The sequence below is a fragment of the Flavihumibacter sp. UBA7668 genome, assembly GCF_002483205.1.
Lineage (GTDB): Bacteria > Bacteroidota > Bacteroidia > Chitinophagales > Chitinophagaceae > Flavihumibacter.
Window position 1 is genome coordinate 18,542 of record NZ_DLHM01000004.1, and the last position, 17,439, is coordinate 35,980.

Consider the following 17,439-nt stretch of genomic DNA (forward strand, 5'->3'; position numbering starts at 1 on the left):
CAGCTGGAAACAGTAAACAGGTTCAGCCTAACAGCGTCACTGTCTGAATCCGGCCCTACAGTGTTTCTCCCGAAATTTTCGTAACTTTTATGGAATCCGGAGGAACTTGAATCTAAATGTGGAATTCAACAACTAATTAAACATGCCAAAAGCAAAATTACCAAGGAAGAGTACGCATATTGATATGACGGCGATGTGTGATGTGGCATTCCTGCTTTTGTCCTTCTTCATCCTTACGACCAAGTTCAAGCCCTCAGAGGCGCTGGCGGTTCAAACCCCCAGTTCCGTGGCTTCCAAGGTAGCACCTCAGAAAGATGTTACCCAGATCACGATTGATAAGGATGGTAAGGTATTCCTTTCTTTCTCAGAGGATGCACCCAAGAAGGAGATCATGGAAGCCCTGAATACGTCCCGTAACCTCGGTTTATCTGATGCGGAATTGAATGCATTGGCAACCGGTCCTTTTATCGGTGTACCTTTTGCACAGCTCAAATCCCTGGCAGCGCAGCCGAAGGAAAACTGGCCTAAGCTGGACAATCCCGGTATTCCGGTACTGGATACCATCAACAACGAACTGGTTGACTGGATGCGTGCAGTGAAAACCGGCTTTACCGGAATTAAAATGAATCTTCTGGTGAAAGGTGACAATGCTTCCAAATATCCTTCTTTCAAAGGCGTTATCGACGCTTTCAAAAAAGTGGATGAGATGAAGTTTCAAATGGTTACCAATCCGGAAGGTGTGGCAGAAGGCACGGAACTCTATCGCGAGAATATGAGTCGCGGTGGAAAACCAGCCGATGCAGCGGAATAAATTAACTAACAACTAAATTTTTGCATCATGGCAGAAATGGATACCTCGTCCGGCGGGGGACATAAAAAAGGCCCAGGCGTAAAAAAGAGTAAAAAGCTGTCTACCCGTGTTGATCTCACCCCCATGGTGGATCTCGGGTTCCTGTTGATTACCTTCTTTATTTTTACGACCACCATGAGCCAGCCTACGGCAATGCGGTTATTCCTTCCAAAGGATACCGAAAAGCCGGAAGAACAAAACAAAGCCAAGGAATCCGGTGCATTGACCATCATGATGTCCAAGGACAACAACGTATATTATTACGAAGGAATCCTTTCACCGGATGGCTCCAACTTCAAAAGCACCAACTTCAAAGAAATCCGGGACGTAATTCTGAATAAGAAGAAATCAACCGATCCGAAAGACTTTGTGGTGGTAATCAAACCCGGCAAAGAATCTACGTACAATAACGTGGTTAATATGCTGGATGAAATGCAGATCAATGTGGTAAAACGCTATGCACTGGTTGACATTGCAGAAGCTGAAGCCATGCTGATTGCAGCAACTGAAGGTGGTCCGGCTCCGGCACCCGCTCCGCAACAATAATTTGTGGAAATTGAATAAAAACGCATCTATTAAAAAAGCGAATCATGGACGTTAATAAAATTTTGAGTGCGGATGTGCTGGACATCATTTTTGATGGCCGGAACAAGGCATACGGGGCCTACGACCTTCGCAGGACCTATGCCAAACGCATGACCGTGGCTCTGATCGCAACTGCTTCACTCCTGGTATTGTTTTTTGTTGGAACTGTTTTGGCAAACAAGCTGAAAGGTGACAAAGACAAGACTGAAATGGTAGTTCAGGATGTTGAGCTGGAAGCAATCAAACAGGAAGAGCCTAAAAATGAACCACCACCACCACCACCACCACCACCGCCGGTTGAACCACCGAAAGTGGAAATGGCTAAGTTCACGCCTCCTAAAATCGTGAAAGACGAAGAAGTGAAGGAAGATGAAAAGCCACCTGAAGTGGAGAAACTGGAAGAAACCAAAATTGGTACCATCAACCAGGAAGGTATAAAGGATGAAGGTATTGTTGCTCCTCCCGTATCCGATGAAGGTAAAGGGGTGGTAGAAGCTCCGAAAAAAGTGGAAGAAGACTGGGATAAAACCTTTACCAAGGTGGAAATCGAGTCTGATTATCCCGGGGGAGCCAGTGCCTGGCAGCGTTACCTGAACAAAAGCCTTCGTTACCCACAGGATGCCATCGATAATGAAATCCAGGGTACGGTAGTGGTTCAGTTCATCGTGGACAAAGAAGGTGTGGTGAGTGAAGTGCAGGCCATCAGCGGTCCGCAGGAACTGCGCGATGAAGCGGTACGTGTAATTAAAAAGTCTGGTAAGTGGACCCCCGCCGTTCAGAACGGTCGTCAGGTAAAATCTTACAAGAAACAGCCAATTACCTTCCGTTTGGAAATCGAATAATCTACAACAGGAATAGTCTTTTTAAATCCCTCTGCAGCTCGCAGGGGGATTTTTTGTTACCTACCTTTGCCCCATGAAATATACCACCCCTCAATGGGATGATACTATTGTTGCATTGGCCACACCACCGGGCGTGGGTGCCATTGGCGTGATACGACTCAGCGGTCCGCAAAGTTTTTCCATCACCAATCAGCTCTTCCCCTCGAAGGATTTGCTGCAACAGGCATCGCACACTGTGCATGTGGGATTGCTCAAGGAAAATGGAGAAGCCATTGATGAGGTGGTGGTAACCCTGTTTAAAGGGCCACGTTCCTATACCGGGGAGGATGTGGTGGAGATCTCCGGACATGGATCGCCCTACGTGCTGCAAAGGATCATCGATGCCTGTACCCGGGCGGGTGCGCGCGTTGCTAAACCGGGTGAATTCACCCAGCGGGCATTTCTGCACGGCAAACTGGATCTCGCCCAGGCAGAGGCCGTTGCCGACCTGATAGCAGCCAATACGGCGGCTACCCAGCGCAATGCCTTACACAATATCCGGGGTGGATTTTCAGCCGAATTAAAAGAACTGCGGGATCAATTGATCAGCTTCTCCGCTTTAATTGAACTGGAGCTTGATTTTTCCCAGGAAGATGTGGAGTTTGCGGATCGTTCGCAATTGTATGCGTTGGTTACCGGTGCGCATGAGCGGGTTAGTAAACTGGCTGCTTCTTTTCAGTTGGGCAATGTGATCAAAAACGGGGTTTCCGTTGCGATTATCGGAAAGCCCAATGCCGGCAAGTCTACCTTATTGAACACCCTGCTGAACGAGAACCGCGCCATCGTAAGTGAGATAGCCGGCACTACGCGCGATACCATTGAAGAAGTACTAAATATCGACGGTATCTTATTCCGCTTCATAGACACCGCCGGTATCCGCGAGCATTCTGCCGATCAAATCGAGCTGATAGGTGTTGCAAAGAGCCGCGAAAAAATGCAGCAGGCCGATATTGTGCTTTATCTCTTTGATGTCAACACCATGTCCCCGGCCGATCTGGAGCAGGTGCAGCGCGAGTTTGATGCCGCGGGGTATAAGTACCTGCTTGTCGGCAATCAGGTTGATAAATTTCACCCGACCGGTGGCACCCGACCGGTGGCACCCGCCGGGTGGCACCCGGCGGGTGGCGTAGACAGCAGCCGCCTTATCCTGATCTCTGCGAAGCAGGGCCTGCATGTTGAACTGCTGAAAGAACGTCTCGTGGATCTGGTCCTCGGCGGACAGGTAGCCGGCGATACCACCATCGTTACGAATGCCCGGCACTACCACGCCCTCCAGGAAATCCTCGGCTCCCTCATTGACATCCGCAATGGCCTCGATAACCACCTGCCCGGCGATCTGCTGGCCCTGGATATCCGGCGCTGTTTGCACTATGTGGGAGAAATAACAGGAGAGGTGAGCAATGAGGATTTACTGGATTATATATTTAGCAAGTTTTGTATTGGGAAGTGAACACCCATCAAAAGAAAAATTGCTTACTTAGGTTAGGAAAGTAAACTAAAAATGTTGTTAGTTAACTTTTGAAGTTAAAACTAAACTAACTGAACTGACAATAGCATCTTCAGGTTGAATTCGGCATTAATTTAGTTCAGATACTTTTCTCCTTCAAATTGATAACCATGACCAGCGAAAAAGAAAATGGTTGCTTTACTAAGTGAACCATAAATCAAATCCGTATTCCGATGAAATTCGCGTTCTAATTGTATGAATGCCGCTGCGTCAAATATGAAGTTTGGCCAATCCGGTCTCTCCCCCCAAATCTATTTCATGAGCAATTAACATTATTTCTATAGCTAAATATTACATAATATATGAGTTATAGAATGATTTTCTATCCCTCAATACAAAAGACTTCGCGAAAAACTCTGGGGGTAATATAGTTTTAAGTAGCAAAAAATAGCTGGAATTGGCCGACTTGAAACTGGCAGAAAAGTCCAACTTGAATTGGTGCCGATTTTTGCTACAAACCTTTTTTACAGGTTGTAACTCTTTCTGGATTGGAAAGGGATTTTCCTTTCATATTCTTTCAAATGCTTGAATAAGGTTTAAACAGCCTTCAACTCAAATGCATAATCCTGGTAACCGATTAATTCTTTGTTAGCTTCTAATTCTTTCCATGCTTTTTCTTCATGGCTTAAGTCAACAATATCCCAGGTAGAAATGTCTCCAAACTTTTCAATAATTGTATGAATAGTCTCTTTCTCTTCTTCGGTAAAAAGGTTCTTATCAAAGTCGGCTTCGGAAACAAAAACTTCTCGGGCACCACCATTCGAAAGTTTCAAAAACTGTGAACTGATTAATTGTTCATTTTCTAAATAAGCGTAGATGTTATCATAATTGGCCGGTACAGGTCCGTACTTTATAGCACGATAACTCAAACCACTAATGGATGTACCAAAATTTTTATAGTGCGTAAAATCCGTAAAAAATAACTGCTTGTTTAATTTAAGCTTGTCATTGAAATCTGGCTTTGAATGCTGAATATAATAGGTAACCAGGTTGGCAATTTTGCCAGGCACAGGTTTTTTGTATCCTGTATAATTATTGGGTTCATTATATACATTTAAAGTTGAACATATGTCTTTACTTTCACGAGCAATTTGAAGAATGTAGATTACCCTCTCTCTAACTTTTTTAAAGGCGTTCCCGGAAAAATGTTCTTTTGCTTTATCAAGTAGATTTAAAAACGTTTGAGGCTCCGAAGCTGCACTGATTAAATTTCCAAATGCTGGCGTTGGTATTTCACCGTTTTCATAGTTGCTGTATCCATTAGCTCCCAGCCCAAGTACATCACTCATTTTTGATGCAGACAATTCATACTTCTGTCTGATTCCTGCAATTTCTTCAGGAAATGGAATATTGTTCTTTTCCCGGTATTGATTGTGGACTTGTGTTAAACTGATAGTATCTGCTTCGGTTGTTGTGAATTCTTCTTTACACTTCTCACATTTATAAAAATGGGCAACGATTTTAAATACCTCTTTTCTATACGTCAATTCCTTTGCTTCTTTATGTAGGTTCGCAGTACCATCACAATAAGGGCATTCGATTTTCTTTTTCATGTTCATGCGTTTTTTAGTGGGTAAGTCATTGGAAATTCTGCAGTGTGGAAGGACATACAATCAGCAGGTTTGTTTTCTAATCCCTTACTGATCTTAATATATACTTCTACTCCTTTTAATTGAATTCCAAATTCATAGTAGTCCGGTAAGCTGGTATTGTATGTGTCGTTTTTTGGCCCTGCGTAATAATCTTCTGCTTTTAAGTTCATAATACATTCTAACCGCTTTACCGTCGTAATGTCAAGGTCCGCTAATCCTTGTAAATTTTTACCCCGTGGACGAAAGCTGATTTCAAAGAACCTAATCTTTTCCTTAAGCTCTTTTAAGAATTGCTCAACTTCTGCTTTGGTTGCCATCGGGCTGCAAATTTAAACTATTTCCACATTATTTCCACAAATTAATAGATGTATTTGTAATAATTCAATAAAAGTTCCATTAAAAAGTGGATATAATATACTTCTCTTATTGTTTTAGCCTTAATAATTCCCAGTACTCCCTAAGCCTTCTAAAACAACTAATTTTACCCCCAAATGAAAAGCATACCGGTCAGGCAAATCGCTCCCGAAAAGACCCTGCAAAGCAGTGCCGGTCGGTTTTCTGTCCGTGACCTGCAACAGGTGCTCAATGGTAAAGACCTGGTGCATGACCTCCATCGACATGACTTTTATTTTGTGCTGGCAGTTCAGCAAGGCAGTGGGATGCATGAGATAGATTTTGTTCCCTACCCGGTTTCAGATCATGCTGTGTTCATTCTTCGTCCCGGCCAGGTACATAAACTGGAGTTGACAGCTGATACTACCGGCTTTCTGCTGGAATTTGACCTGTCCTTCTATCAGCCCCAACATTCCATTGCCGAACACAGATGGAAGAAGGCTGCCAGCAAAAATTACTGCGCCGTAGAAGCTGCCCGCTTCCAAAAATTGCATGCCTATCTGGCGAATATCTTCCAGGAGTACTCCTTAAAGCAGGAAGGTTATTTCGAAGCAATCAAGGCAAACCTTGACCTCTTCTTTTTAGAATACATCCGGCAAAGCAAAAACCCGGACAGCATTGCCAAAAGCGAAAGCGGGTATATTCAGGAGCGTTTTGAAGAGCTTATAAGGCTGCTGGAAACCAATATTGTCAGCAAAAAAAATGTTGCTGACTATGCCGATCTGTTGAGCCTTTCTCCCTATCAGCTCAATTCAATTGTAAAGACCTCTGTTGGCAAAACGGTTTCCGACCTTATTAACGAGCAGATTATCCTGGAAGCAAAGCGACACCTGATTGCAACCCCCGCTCAGGTAAAGGAAATAGCCGACCTGCTGGGCTATGAGGATCCTTCCTATTTCATCCGGTTTTTTAAGAAACATACCGGCCAGTCTCCCGACTCTTTCCGAAAGAACTTTAAATAAGTCCTGTTTTACTACAGAACCGTCCTATCATCGCCCCTCTTGCCTGTTCTACTTTTGTGGAAGCAATTCTTAGAAACTATAAAACTAGAATTATGAACACAAAAGCAAAACTGATCATGTCCTTAAAAATCTGGATGGTTATCTATCCTTCCATAACCTTGTTCTTGTTTCTATTCGGACAACCATTAGCCGCATTGCCCTTATACCAGCGAACCTTTATTCTCACCATCTCCCTGGTGCCCTGGATGATGTATGTTGGTGTGCCGGCCATGGATTTTCTGTTAAATCGGCTTATCAAAAAGTCTGATAAAGCATGATACAAAGGCGAGCTTTTATACAGCAAACCGGAATCATAGTAAGTGGAATGATAGCAAACCTGCCCGTACTGAACAATTTTAAAAATGTAGTAATGAAACAGGATAATCAATTTGATGTAATCATAGTGGGAGGCAGTTATTCCGGACTTTCAGCTGCCATGGCATTAGGCAGGGCACTAAGAAAGGTACTCGTGATTGATGCCGGAAACCCTTGCAACAAGCAAACACCACATTCGCACAACTTCTTAACCAATGATGGGAAAACGCCAAAAGAGATTGCTACCCTTGCCAGGCAGCAGGTGCAGAATTATCCAACTGTGCGTTTTCACGATGGCTACGCAACCACCGGCATAAAAACAGAAAAGGGATTCATCATTCAAACCGATGCAGGGGAATCTTATACTTCACGGAAACTGGTATTTGCTACTGGAATCAAAGACATCATGCCACCCATTCCGGGTTTTGCTGAAAGCTGGGGAATCAGTGTCCTACACTGCCCTTATTGTCATGGTTATGAAGTGCGGCATCAGACAACCGGTGTCCTGGCAAACGGCGATGCAGCCGTTGAACTTGCTTCTTTGATTTCCAACTGGACAAAGGATTTAACCCTGTATACAAACGGCCCCTCTTCACTTACCAACGAACAGAAAGCCAAACTTGAAAAGAATCAAATTAGCATTGTAGAGGCTGTGATAGATCGGCTGGATCATACCCAGGGTTCTATCAAACAGATCCTTTTCAAAGACGGATCAAAAGCGCCGGTTAAAGCCATTTATGCGCGCCTTCCCTTTGTTCAGCATTCTTCGATTCCACAAGAGCTGGGATCTGATCTGACGCAGGATGGATTTATCAAAATTGACCCTGCTCATCGAACTTCCATTCAGGGTGTATATGCCTGCGGTGATAACACGACGAAAATGCGTACTGTAGCCAATGCGGTTTCAATGGGAACGACTACGGGCTTTATGGTAAACAAGGAATTAATTGAGGAAGACTTTTAATACTGAACGATGAAAGCATTTGTAAAAACGAAATACGGCGGACCGGAAGTGCTGCAACTGGAGGAGGTGGAGATGCCAACAGTTGAGAACGATCATATCCTCGTACAAGTTGTAGCGAATGCCGCAAATCCTGCTGACTGGCATCTGCTAAGGGGTAAACCATTTTTTGCAAGGTTTACATCCGGACTCTTCAAACCAAAAGAAAAAGTGCCCGGTGCTGATTTTGCCGGTACGGTGGTTGGAAAGGGTAGCAGCGTAACCGGTTTTGAAATCGGTGATCATGTATTTGGCGCGAAATTGATGGGTACTGCATTCGCTGAGTTGGTTAGTGTGCCTGTATCAGCCTGTGCCAGCTTTCCAAAACAGTTCAGCTTCACCGAAATGGCAAGTATACCCATTGCCGGTCTAACCGCCTTGCAGGCGCTCATAACACATGGTAAACTCAAGGCTGGAGAAATTGTTTTGATCAATGGTGCATCGGGTGGTGTCGGTCATTTTGCGGTACAAATTGCAAAAGCCTATGGAGCAACTGTTACCGCCGTCTGTTCCGGCAGGAATGCTGCCTTCGTCCAATCTTTGGGTGCCGATAAAGTAATCGCTTATGATCAGGAAAACATCCATCTGCACAAGGGGAAATACGACCTGATCCTTGATGCAAATGGAAATCTTACGCTCGATGATTACAAGCGTATGGGCAGGAGAGGGGTGATGATTGGCTTTACAACATTGGGACATATGTTTTCCACGCTTTTTAGAAAAGCATTCAGCAAATTCCCGTTGATTCAATTCACCGTTGAGGTAAATAAAGCTGATTTACAAACGCTGGCAGAAATGGTTACCCAGGGAAAACTGAAACCCCAAATTGAAAAAGAATTTTCCTATCTGGAAATTCCGGAAGCCATCGGTTATATAGAAGCAATGCGAACAAGAGGTAAGGTTGTTATGAACTGGAAAACTATCCCCCTCTAATAAAACAATAAACATGCAAAAAATCAAATCAACAAAAACATTACTGGCGTTACTGCTAATATCCTCTCTTACAACCCATTCTTATGCACAAACAAGCAGGTTTAGCATCGCCCTCAACTCGCTGACAACCAACTTCAACTATGGCAGTGCAAATTCCAATCTTAAATCCTATAAGAAGGACTACCGGGGATTTCAGGCAGGTATTTCTTACCAGGCAGGTATCACACCCGTTTTTTCTATTGTGCCCGAGATTTATTTTGCCATGAAGGGTGGTACTCTTAAAAAGAACAATCCGCTTACTGGTGGTAAATCAACACTACGAATAAACAGTTTGGAACTGCCGGTCTTAGCCCGTTTGCACTACAAAAAGTTCTACCTGAATGTGGGTCCATATGCCGGATACCATGTTGGTGGTCGCTTGAAAGTGGAAGAATTAACTAGTTCCGTTAAATCATCAACAAAGGTATCCTTCGGTAAGGATGCTGCAGATTTGAAACGATGGGATCTTGGCTTTCAGGCAGGAGCCGGATACAATTTTAATCTCAAACAGTCTACGCTCACTTTAGATGTTCGCTACGCATATGGATTGGTAAACATCTCTCAGGATATAGACCGTTATAACAGAATGCTTAACATCAGCCTGCAAGTTTCAAGACCATGAACTTTCTTCTAAACATTAATTAAAACATAAACATGAAAATCGTAATTGTAGGTGCCTCTGGCACCATGGGGAATTATTTGTCCGAAGCATTTGAAAAAGAGCATGAAGTGGTTCGTGCGGGTAGGAGTGGTCCGGATCTGAAAGTGGACATCACTTCATCGGATTCCATTGAAGAAATGTACCAAAAGATTGGAGCTTTTGATGCCCTGATCTCTACGGCAGGCCCCAGTTTTGTAGGTCCCTGGAAAAACCTGAACGCTGAAACATTTCGCATAGGAATGGACGGAAAACTGTTGGGACAAATCAATTTAGTATTGATTGGTCAACATTATATCAATCCGAATGGGTCTTTCACACTGATCACCGGTGCCTTAACGCACGATCCTCAGAAAAACTTTGCCAATGCTTCTGCAGCCAATTCTGCAGTGGAGGGATTTGTGCGTGCCGCTGCAATTGAACTGCAAAACGGCATCCGGATTAATGCTGTCAGTCCAACTGTAATTGAGGCTTCACCTCAGTATTTCCCCTTCTTCCCTGGTGAACTTCCAGTGACGATGAAACAACTGGAGTATGGATTCAGGAAATCTGTCTTTGGGGCAAATACCGGTCAGGTTATTAAGCCGTATTAGTCCAGTTGAAAATCCCTCAAAATGGGTCGTTACACTATTCAACAGGAGTTCCCATAAAATTATTCGTGCAGCATTTGCCTGCTATTGATGTGAAGAAAAACATAGCTTAAAGAAGTCGGATTTTATATAAAGATGGGCTGCATACTTAATCCTTTTCCCCCTGCCATTACGGACTTAATTTCATCATTGTTGTCAAAAGTTAAGTCGACAATAATCAAACTTGGAGACTCGGGTACCATATACCAGCCTTGTTCAATAAGAAACTGATTTTTCTTTATTCCTATTTTGTCGTGTAGGTAGCAGGCAAGTGGGCCTGCTGCCATTCCAGTTCCTGCTTCTTCGGCAATTCCATATCTTGGTGCAAACATCCTGGTGCTTGCATCTCTGCCGGCATTACTCGTTTCTGTGCAAAACACATAATATCCTACCAAATCCAGTTCTTCACTTATTTCGTGTATCAGGCTTAGATCAGGTTTGAGATCCTTTAAAACTTGGGCATTCTTTACGGGCACGATTAAAAAAGAATTTCCTGTATTCACCAAAGAAATTGGCGCACCTGCAAGTATAGCATTATCACCAATTCCTAAAGATCGCAGAATCCGTTGCTTTTGCTTTTCAACGTCCTGATAAGCAGGAGCTCTCTGTTCCATGAATGCAAGATCGCCTTGTATCAGTATTTCCCTCCTTCCATCAATAGTTTCCTTGGACGACAGTTTGTTTTTGATTAAACCTTGCTGAGATAAATAGGAAAAGGTGGCGATGGTAGCATGACCGCAATGTGCTATTTGCCGGGATGGGGTAAAGAAGTCCAATTTGAAATCAGCAATAATTGATTTTGAAACAAATGCTGTTTCACTCAATCCCACTTTCCCGGCAATTGCCAACTTTTGTTCACTGGTCAAACGATCAGCATTCAAAACGACACCTGCTGCATTTCCGCCTTGATCATTATCCACGAAAGCCTTTATGATCTGTACTTCAATTTGTTCTAAAGCATTCATTTTATGTTGTTTTTTTGTGCAATGTAAACTGGGTATTTTAAATTCAGGTTATAAGATCTTACTTCATGCTGTTAGTTCAGTTTCAATTCCGCTTTGTAACCACAGAAATTTTTCCTGTACCCCTGAGATCTGAATCTCATTTTTTAACGACTTAACCGATTGTTTGAAATGCCACCAGCCTTCGTAATGTATAGGAATTACAATATTTGGATTGAGGATTTTAGTTACTTCAATGGCTTCTTCTCCATTCATTGTAACCCGCAGATTTCTTTTTAGATATGGAAATGCGCCAGCTCCAAGATGCAGAATGGCAGTATTGATTTTCTTACGGCTATTCAATTCATAAATTCCATCAAAAAGAACAGTGTCTCCAGAAATATAGATACAACCATTTTGCTGTCCATTCCATTCAATAGTAAAGCCAATCACCTTGCCCATTACTTTATCCAAACGCTTTATGTTAGTGTGCTGGGCTGGAATGGCTGTTATTTTTAGTCCGCTTACTTTATCCGTATTCACCTTGTATTCTTCCCAATTATCTAGTCCGATAGTGTTGCTATTTTTCAGGCGCCTGACTGCGTCTTTTGTCGATAAAACTGTAGTGGCCGTTTTTATGAAAGCACGACCATTTTTATCAAGGTTATCGCTATGGTGATCATGACTTAGCAATACCAGATCTACTTTGCCTATCTCAGTGTTTGAAAGTGCAGGATCTATATATTTTTTTGAGAATGCGAATGGGCTGCTTACATATTGGGGTAAAAAACCGTCTTTTTTGTTTAAAGTTGGATCGGTCAATATTTTAAAACCGTTGATGTTTATTAACACACAAGCTGTGTCAATATGCGTAATGGATACCTTCATTTTTTTCAGTTATGATTTGTTTGTATGCATCAAGATTATATCCTCTTGCGATCAGCCTGGTTGCCAGCGCCATTTCAAACACGGCAATCGGGATAGCTAATAATACCGTTTGTACAGAAAAATGTGAAATGAGGCCGAATATTTCAAAAAGTGCTGCTAATAAAATTAAAACAGCGCCTGCTATGCCAAGTATAGAAAGTTTCCTTGGTACTAACTTCGTCCGGTAAAAAATGAAACTGTATATAAATGTATTTATTCCTAGCATGAAATGAGGACCCAGTATAAATGTCCAGCCATGAACGACTTTTAAAGTATTTCCAAATGATTGAAGCGATGCGATTTTATCTTCAGATGCAGTTGCATAATCATTACAAATTGATAGAATGGTAAGTATGCTTACTATTCCAATAAGAATAAACACAACTTCCAATAATCGAAAGAGGGCATAAGCAAGTCCCCAGCTTGCACTATATTTTTTCAAATATGGATAGAGCATTACTCCTGTTCCAATATTTGCAGAAGCAAGGATCAATTCGAAAATAGCACCAACTCTTATGCTGGAAGACATAGAGGCACCTGCGGCAAGAAAATTCTGGTTTTGTAAAATGGGATCATACAATTTAAGTCCGGTGATGGCTGCTGTAGTTGCTGTAATGAAGAATAAGCCGGTAACAACAGCTTTTAACCTGTGTTCTTTGCTGTTTTTTTCAATTGGTGTCATGTTGGTTTGTATTAAGATTAATACAAAGCTATTTTGGCAGGAACTGGCAAATATTATCTTAAGATAAAAAGCATTTTTACATTAAAAAGCTACTGCTTCACCTTGGTGGATACCCTTTTTCGCATTCGGCTAAGTGACACTGGGGTAATGCCAAGGTAGGTGGCAATGTGATAAAGAGGCACTCTTTTAAACAAGTCAGGTCGGGTTTCCAATAATCTTAGGTAGCGTTGTTCTGGGCTTAAGCTTTTAAAATCATCAAATGACTCCTGCTTTTGTATAAGCAAATCGCTATTTAACTGGGCAACCATTGACTGGAGTTTAGGAATTTTTTCCAGTAGTTGATTGTTTCTTTCTGTAGATCCAAGGGCAATAATAGAGTTTTCAAGACATGAAAGATAGTATTTTGAAGGTTCCTTTTGAGTATAGCTAACCGGTGTTATAGCCTGGCTTTCCGTATAAAATTCAGTTGTCTTTTCTTCTCCGTCAATCAAATAATAGCTCCTGACACAACCTTGTAGAATAAAATAACATTCTTTAGCATACTCACCTTCTGACAAAAGAACTGCATCTTTCCTGAAGCTTTTGATTAAGTTTTGCTCGTGGATGATTGCTATTTCTTCTTCTGTAAGTGGCACAAACCGGGTTATAAAAGAAATGATTTCATCCGTCATGGTTCTAGTTTTTGATCTAAAGATGTCACCATATAAAGCAATATTTAATCAAGGTACAATAATTCTGATAAATACAGGATTCATGCAACCATCCTTTCTACGCTTATTAGCTTAAGATAATAGTTCTGCAAATATTGTCGTTTACGTTTGCATCCGGAAAGTTAGTAAAGAGATGAGCAACAATTTAATATTAAATCAGTATGCAAACTAAAATTAAACACCTCGCATCATTTTTAGCAATAATGCTTTTTTTCACTTGTTCAATGTCGGCTTACGCACAAGTAAGCAGGTTTAGCATCGCCCTCAATTCGCTGACAACGAACTTCAACTTTGGTAGTTCAAATGCGGAATCTATTTTGCCATGAAGGGTGGTACACTTAAAAAGAACAATCCGCTTACAGGTGGTAAATCAACTAGTTCCGTTGAATCATCAACAAAGGTATCCTTCGGTAAGGATGCTGCAGATTTGAAACGATGGGACCTCGGCTTTCAGGCAGGAGCTGGATACAATTTTAATCTCAAACAGTCTACGCTCACTTTAGATGTTCGCTACGGATATGGATTGGTAAACATCTCTCAGGATATAGACCGTTATAACAGAATGCTTAATATCGACCTGCAAGTTTCAAGACCATGAACATTCTTCTAAACAGGCAGAAACAGCTTAGAAGCATTTGGTGGGTAGCGGTATTTTTCCAGGTACTGGCAGCATTTACCTTTCCTTTAATACTTGTTTCTCAACATTTCAATTGGGAGATCACCATACATCAGCAGGCTTTAATTGTAGTGCTCACTACAATTATTTGCCAGGCAATGCGCAAAAAGCCGATGTCGGAATTGGTTGGAAAAGCTAACCCTGACCTGCTAAAGAACACCTTACTGGGTTTTGCTGCTGGCGCCATCCTGATGCTCGTACCTGCACTTTTTCTTACTGCAATCGGAAGAATACACTGGCAGCAGGGGATCGGCGACTTGTCTACTTTGGTAAATCTGTCGTTTATGTCTTTCTCTGTGGCAGTAGCAGAAGAATTTTTGTTCAGGGGATTTATTTTTCAGCGTCTCAGGCATAGCACGGGTGTATGGACTGCCCAACTACTGATAGCAGGCTATTTTTTGCTTACACATATGGGTAATCCCGGGATGGCAGGAAGTATTCAACCACTTGCGGCTATCAACATCTTTATTGCCTCGATACTGTTTGGATTAGCCTGTACAAAAACCAATAATCTCATTATGCCGATTGCCTTTCATTTCATGGCAAACTGGGTGCAGGGAACCATCTTGGGATTTGGGGTGAGCGGCAATGTACAGGCAAGTTTCTTACAACCTGTTTTTACCAATGACTCCGAATGGTTGACAGGTGGGAGCTTTGGTTTGGAAGCAAGTGTTCCAGGATTAATTTCCGTCCTCGTCTGCACGTTTATATTCTACCACTGGAAAGCAATCCGGTAATTAGCATTCGATAATCTTTCTGCCGAATACCCGCCTGTTCATTGTCTTTTTTCTGCCATACTACCCTTGGCCGTTTTTGACCGAATACTGTCCCTTTTTGTGCAGGAAGCCTTGCGAACTTTGTGTTCAATTACAAACACAAAACCAACAACAATGAATCATCCTGCATCTCTCCCCCAAAAAATATGCCTGGTGGCAAGTCTGCTTTTACTTGTAACTTTAGCTGGTTCATTTGCGAAAGAAGTCTTTACATTCGGAACAACTGTAGTAGTTAAGTTACAGTCTGCCACCAAGGGAGCCACCTATGAAATTTCCCTGGGTTTGCCCGATAATTACAACCCTGCTGAATCCTCTGAAACTGTTTATACACTCGACGGAAAAGAATTCTTTGGCTTTATCGCAAACCGAGCCAAAGAAATTTCAACCCGACTGAGCACTAAAAGCATTGACTACACACCAACAAAAATGAGTTCAGTGACCGGTGGAGTGCCTGGTATTATGCACTTTATTGAATCTTTACTGATGCCTAAAATGGAAGCGGACTACCATGCAGATACTTGCTCCAATCAAATTATGCAGGGTTGGGCCATATGAGTTCCCGGGAACCCAATATCATCAAGGGGCTGGAGTTCAATTTTCATAACCGTTAATCCTCCAAACAAAATGATACCATCTATCATTGGAATCAGCTCAGGAATTTTTCTGATCTTCCTTTTTCATTGGATGAAACAAGTTGACAAAAGCCTGTTATATGGCCTTATTCTTACAGGTATCGGATTTATCTATGTAGGTTTTACCTGGACAAACCTGGAGGCACTTGTGATCTGCTGCATTCAGGCGGTGCTGTTTCTTCTGCTCGCCTGGGTGGGTATTAAAAAAAGTGGTTACCTGCTGGCGATGGGTTTTTTCCTGCATGGAACCTGGGATCTGCTTTTTGCACCGTTCGCGCCAACCCATCTGATTCCTCCTGGATACGACCTGTTTTGTCTGACGATAGATTTTACCATGGGATTGTATCTGTTTTATTACGCCTTCCAAAATAACCGCCGTTTATCTGCCCTTAAATAAATAACAACATGCAAAAAATCGCTTTTATAATACCTCCAACTGTAGAATTGCTCGATCTGGCCGGCCCTGTACAGGTTTTTACAGAGGCTAAATTTTATGGATTTGAACTCGAGCTTGAATTTTATCAATACCAGGAGGCTCCGATTAGTACAGCCGGATTAGGTTTTGAAAACATGAAACACTTTAGTGAAGCAAAACTAAAAGAGGGTGATTTCATCTTTGTTCCTGGTATGGATCATGGATATGTCAACAGCATTGCTTTCCGATCGGAACGATCCTTCTTTAACTGGTTGAGCGATTGCGCCAATAAGAACATTACTACCTGTTCCATTTGTACCGGTGCCTTTGCCCTTGGGCATGCAGGATTGCTCAAGCATACAGAATGTACTACTCACTGGCGCAGGGTAAAAGAATTGCAGCAGCAATTTCCGGATGCCCGCGTGCTGGCAGATATTCTTTTTGTAAAAAGTAACAATGTTTACACAAGTGCTGGAATCAGTGCTGGTATTGATCTTGCGCTTGCGATACTGGAAGGCTTGAAAGGACCGCTCTTTACGCACAAAGTGGCCAGAGGATTGGTTGTGTATCACCGGCGAAGCGGTACGCACAAACAGCAGAGCATTTACCTGGATTACCGAAATCATATCAATCCGCAGGTACATGAAGTACAGGATTATTTGATCGACAACCTTTCTAAAGAAAATGACATTGAAACCCTCGCTGAAATGGTGGGCATGAGTGCCAGGAACCTGAGCCGGGTTTTTAAAGAGAAAACGGGTACTACCGTGCATGGATACCTTACGCTGTTGCGAAAAGAACTCGCCAGTACCATGCTCAATAACCCGGAATATACCTTCGATTATATAGCAATCAAATGCGGGTACAAAACCGCGAGACAGTTGCAGCGTATTTTAAAAAATTAAATCAACCACCATGAAAGCGTCGAGTTTTAAAAAATATGGCGGTCCCGATGTGCTGCACACTCAAAGCTACCGCTGTAAACTCCGGTGATATCAAATTACGAAAAGCAGACCCCTTTGCAGTCCGCTTCTTTTTCGGTTTATTCAAACCCAAGCGACAAATTCTGGGCAGTGTATTTTTCGGAGAAAAGCGAAGTTGTCACCCTGACAAAAAATATTGATTGTAGGTGCTTCCGGTGCTGTTGGTACAGCCGCGGTACAGTTAGCGAAATCAATGGGTGCTATGGTGTGGTTCCGGCTTAACCAGTTTCGGCAAGTCAATCACTGGTTTTGAGATGTGAGTGTTCGCTATGGTTTTTACAGCTGGTCAGAAGCCAGTCTGTTTAACTCAGCCG

21 protein-coding genes are annotated in these 17,439 nt (G+C 42.5%); 15 read left to right on the forward strand and 6 right to left on the reverse strand.

Going from position 1 to position 17,439, the window contains the following annotated elements; translation table 11 throughout:
* Positions 1-142: 142 nt before the first annotated feature.
* The 4 genes from B2746_RS08175 (at position 143) to mnmE (ending at position 3,766) form a co-directional block, all read left to right on the forward strand.
* Complete coding sequence (locus B2746_RS08175; protein WP_290792361.1) at positions 143-811, forward strand: ExbD/TolR family protein; 669 nt, start codon at positions 143-145, stop codon at positions 809-811.
* A 27-nt stretch (positions 812-838) separates the two neighbouring features.
* Positions 839-1,396, forward strand: coding sequence for an ExbD/TolR family protein (locus tag B2746_RS08180; RefSeq protein ID WP_290792362.1), 558 nt, complete (start codon positions 839-841; stop codon positions 1,394-1,396).
* A 44-nt stretch (positions 1,397-1,440) separates the two neighbouring features.
* Positions 1,441-2,277, forward strand: coding sequence for an energy transducer TonB (locus B2746_RS08185; RefSeq protein ID WP_290792363.1), 837 nt, complete (start codon positions 1,441-1,443; stop codon positions 2,275-2,277).
* A gap of 73 nt (positions 2,278-2,350) precedes the next feature.
* Positions 2,351-3,766, forward strand: a complete 1,416-nt coding sequence (gene mnmE / locus B2746_RS08190) for a tRNA uridine-5-carboxymethylaminomethyl(34) synthesis GTPase MnmE (RefSeq protein ID WP_290792364.1) — start codon at positions 2,351-2,353, stop codon at positions 3,764-3,766.
* Between the two features lie 593 nt (positions 3,767-4,359).
* On the opposite strand, the gene B2746_RS08195 is transcribed toward mnmE, so the two are convergent.
* On the reverse strand, positions 4,360-5,376 hold the full coding sequence (locus B2746_RS08195; RefSeq protein WP_290792365.1) for a type II TA system antitoxin MqsA family protein: 1,017 nt from the start codon (positions 5,374-5,376) through the stop codon (positions 4,360-4,362).
* 2 nt (positions 5,377-5,378) lie between these two features.
* Positions 5,379-5,732 (reverse strand): hypothetical protein, encoded by a 354-nt coding sequence (locus tag B2746_RS08200; protein WP_290792366.1) that lies wholly within the window; start codon positions 5,730-5,732, stop codon positions 5,379-5,381.
* Positions 5,733-5,906: 174 nt separating this feature from the next.
* Here B2746_RS08200 and B2746_RS08205 point away from each other — a divergent pair, with 174 nt between their 5' ends.
* From B2746_RS08205 to B2746_RS08230, 6 genes are all read left to right on the forward strand, one after another.
* The gene (locus B2746_RS08205) at positions 5,907-6,770 is read left to right on the forward strand and encodes a helix-turn-helix domain-containing protein (protein WP_290792367.1); all 864 of its coding nucleotides are present in this window, start codon (positions 5,907-5,909) and stop codon (positions 6,768-6,770) included.
* Positions 6,771-6,862: 92 nt separating this feature from the next.
* Positions 6,863-7,087 carry a hypothetical protein gene (locus B2746_RS08210; protein WP_290792368.1) on the forward strand — a complete coding sequence of 75 codons (225 nt, stop codon included), beginning with the start codon at positions 6,863-6,865 and terminating at the stop codon, positions 7,085-7,087.
* Positions 7,084-8,088 (forward strand): NAD(P)/FAD-dependent oxidoreductase, encoded by a 1,005-nt coding sequence (locus B2746_RS08215; protein ID WP_349680609.1) that lies wholly within the window; start codon positions 7,084-7,086, stop codon positions 8,086-8,088. Before B2746_RS08210 ends, B2746_RS08215 begins: the two co-directional genes overlap by 4 nt.
* 9 nt (positions 8,089-8,097) lie before the next feature.
* Positions 8,098-9,057 (forward strand): NAD(P)-dependent alcohol dehydrogenase, encoded by a 960-nt coding sequence (locus B2746_RS08220; RefSeq protein WP_290792369.1) that lies wholly within the window; start codon positions 8,098-8,100, stop codon positions 9,055-9,057.
* A gap of 13 nt (positions 9,058-9,070) precedes the next feature.
* A complete protein-coding gene (locus tag B2746_RS08225; protein ID WP_290792370.1) occupies positions 9,071-9,718 on the forward strand; it encodes a porin family protein in 648 nt (215 codons plus the stop codon).
* A gap of 32 nt (positions 9,719-9,750) precedes the next feature.
* On the forward strand, positions 9,751-10,347 hold the full coding sequence (locus tag B2746_RS08230; RefSeq protein ID WP_290792371.1) for a short chain dehydrogenase: 597 nt from the start codon (positions 9,751-9,753) through the stop codon (positions 10,345-10,347).
* 122 nt (positions 10,348-10,469) lie between these two features.
* Here B2746_RS08230 and B2746_RS08235 read toward each other — a convergent pair whose 3' ends face one another.
* The 4 genes from B2746_RS08235 to B2746_RS08250 all read right to left on the reverse strand — a co-directional run bounded on the left by B2746_RS08235 (position 10,470) and on the right by B2746_RS08250 (position 13,604).
* On the reverse strand, positions 10,470-11,348 hold the full coding sequence (locus B2746_RS08235; RefSeq protein ID WP_290792372.1) for a PhzF family phenazine biosynthesis protein: 879 nt from the start codon (positions 11,346-11,348) through the stop codon (positions 10,470-10,472).
* 63 nt (positions 11,349-11,411) lie between these two features.
* On the reverse strand, positions 11,412-12,212 hold the full coding sequence (locus tag B2746_RS08240) for an MBL fold metallo-hydrolase (RefSeq protein ID WP_290792373.1): 801 nt from the start codon (positions 12,210-12,212) through the stop codon (positions 11,412-11,414).
* Complete coding sequence (locus B2746_RS08245; RefSeq protein ID WP_290792374.1) at positions 12,187-12,933, reverse strand: DUF4386 domain-containing protein; 747 nt, start codon at positions 12,931-12,933, stop codon at positions 12,187-12,189. The genes B2746_RS08240 and B2746_RS08245 overlap by 26 nt, the downstream gene beginning before the upstream one ends.
* Positions 12,934-13,022: 89 nt before the next feature.
* Positions 13,023-13,604: a Crp/Fnr family transcriptional regulator gene (locus B2746_RS08250; protein ID WP_290792375.1), complete on the reverse strand. Its 582-nt coding sequence runs from the start codon at positions 13,602-13,604 to the stop codon at positions 13,023-13,025.
* A 361-nt stretch (positions 13,605-13,965) separates the two neighbouring features.
* Here B2746_RS08250 and B2746_RS08255 point away from each other — a divergent pair, with 361 nt between their 5' ends.
* From B2746_RS08255 to B2746_RS08275, 5 genes are all read left to right on the forward strand, one after another.
* Positions 13,966-14,241 (forward strand): outer membrane beta-barrel protein, encoded by a 276-nt coding sequence (locus B2746_RS08255; protein WP_290792376.1) that lies wholly within the window; start codon positions 13,966-13,968, stop codon positions 14,239-14,241.
* Entirely contained in the window at positions 14,238-15,056 is an 819-nt protein-coding gene (locus B2746_RS08260; protein ID WP_290792377.1) for a CPBP family intramembrane glutamic endopeptidase, read from the forward strand. Before B2746_RS08255 ends, B2746_RS08260 begins: the two co-directional genes overlap by 4 nt.
* 192 nt (positions 15,057-15,248) lie before the next feature.
* Positions 15,249-15,650, forward strand: a complete 402-nt coding sequence (locus B2746_RS08265) for a hypothetical protein (protein WP_290792378.1) — start codon at positions 15,249-15,251, stop codon at positions 15,648-15,650.
* A 69-nt stretch (positions 15,651-15,719) separates the two neighbouring features.
* The gene (locus tag B2746_RS08270; protein WP_290792379.1) at positions 15,720-16,124 is read left to right on the forward strand and encodes a DUF6010 family protein; all 405 of its coding nucleotides are present in this window, start codon (positions 15,720-15,722) and stop codon (positions 16,122-16,124) included.
* Between the two features lie 8 nt (positions 16,125-16,132).
* Complete coding sequence (locus B2746_RS08275) at positions 16,133-17,047, forward strand: GlxA family transcriptional regulator (RefSeq protein ID WP_290792380.1); 915 nt, start codon at positions 16,133-16,135, stop codon at positions 17,045-17,047.
* Positions 17,048-17,439: the final 392 nt, after the last annotated feature.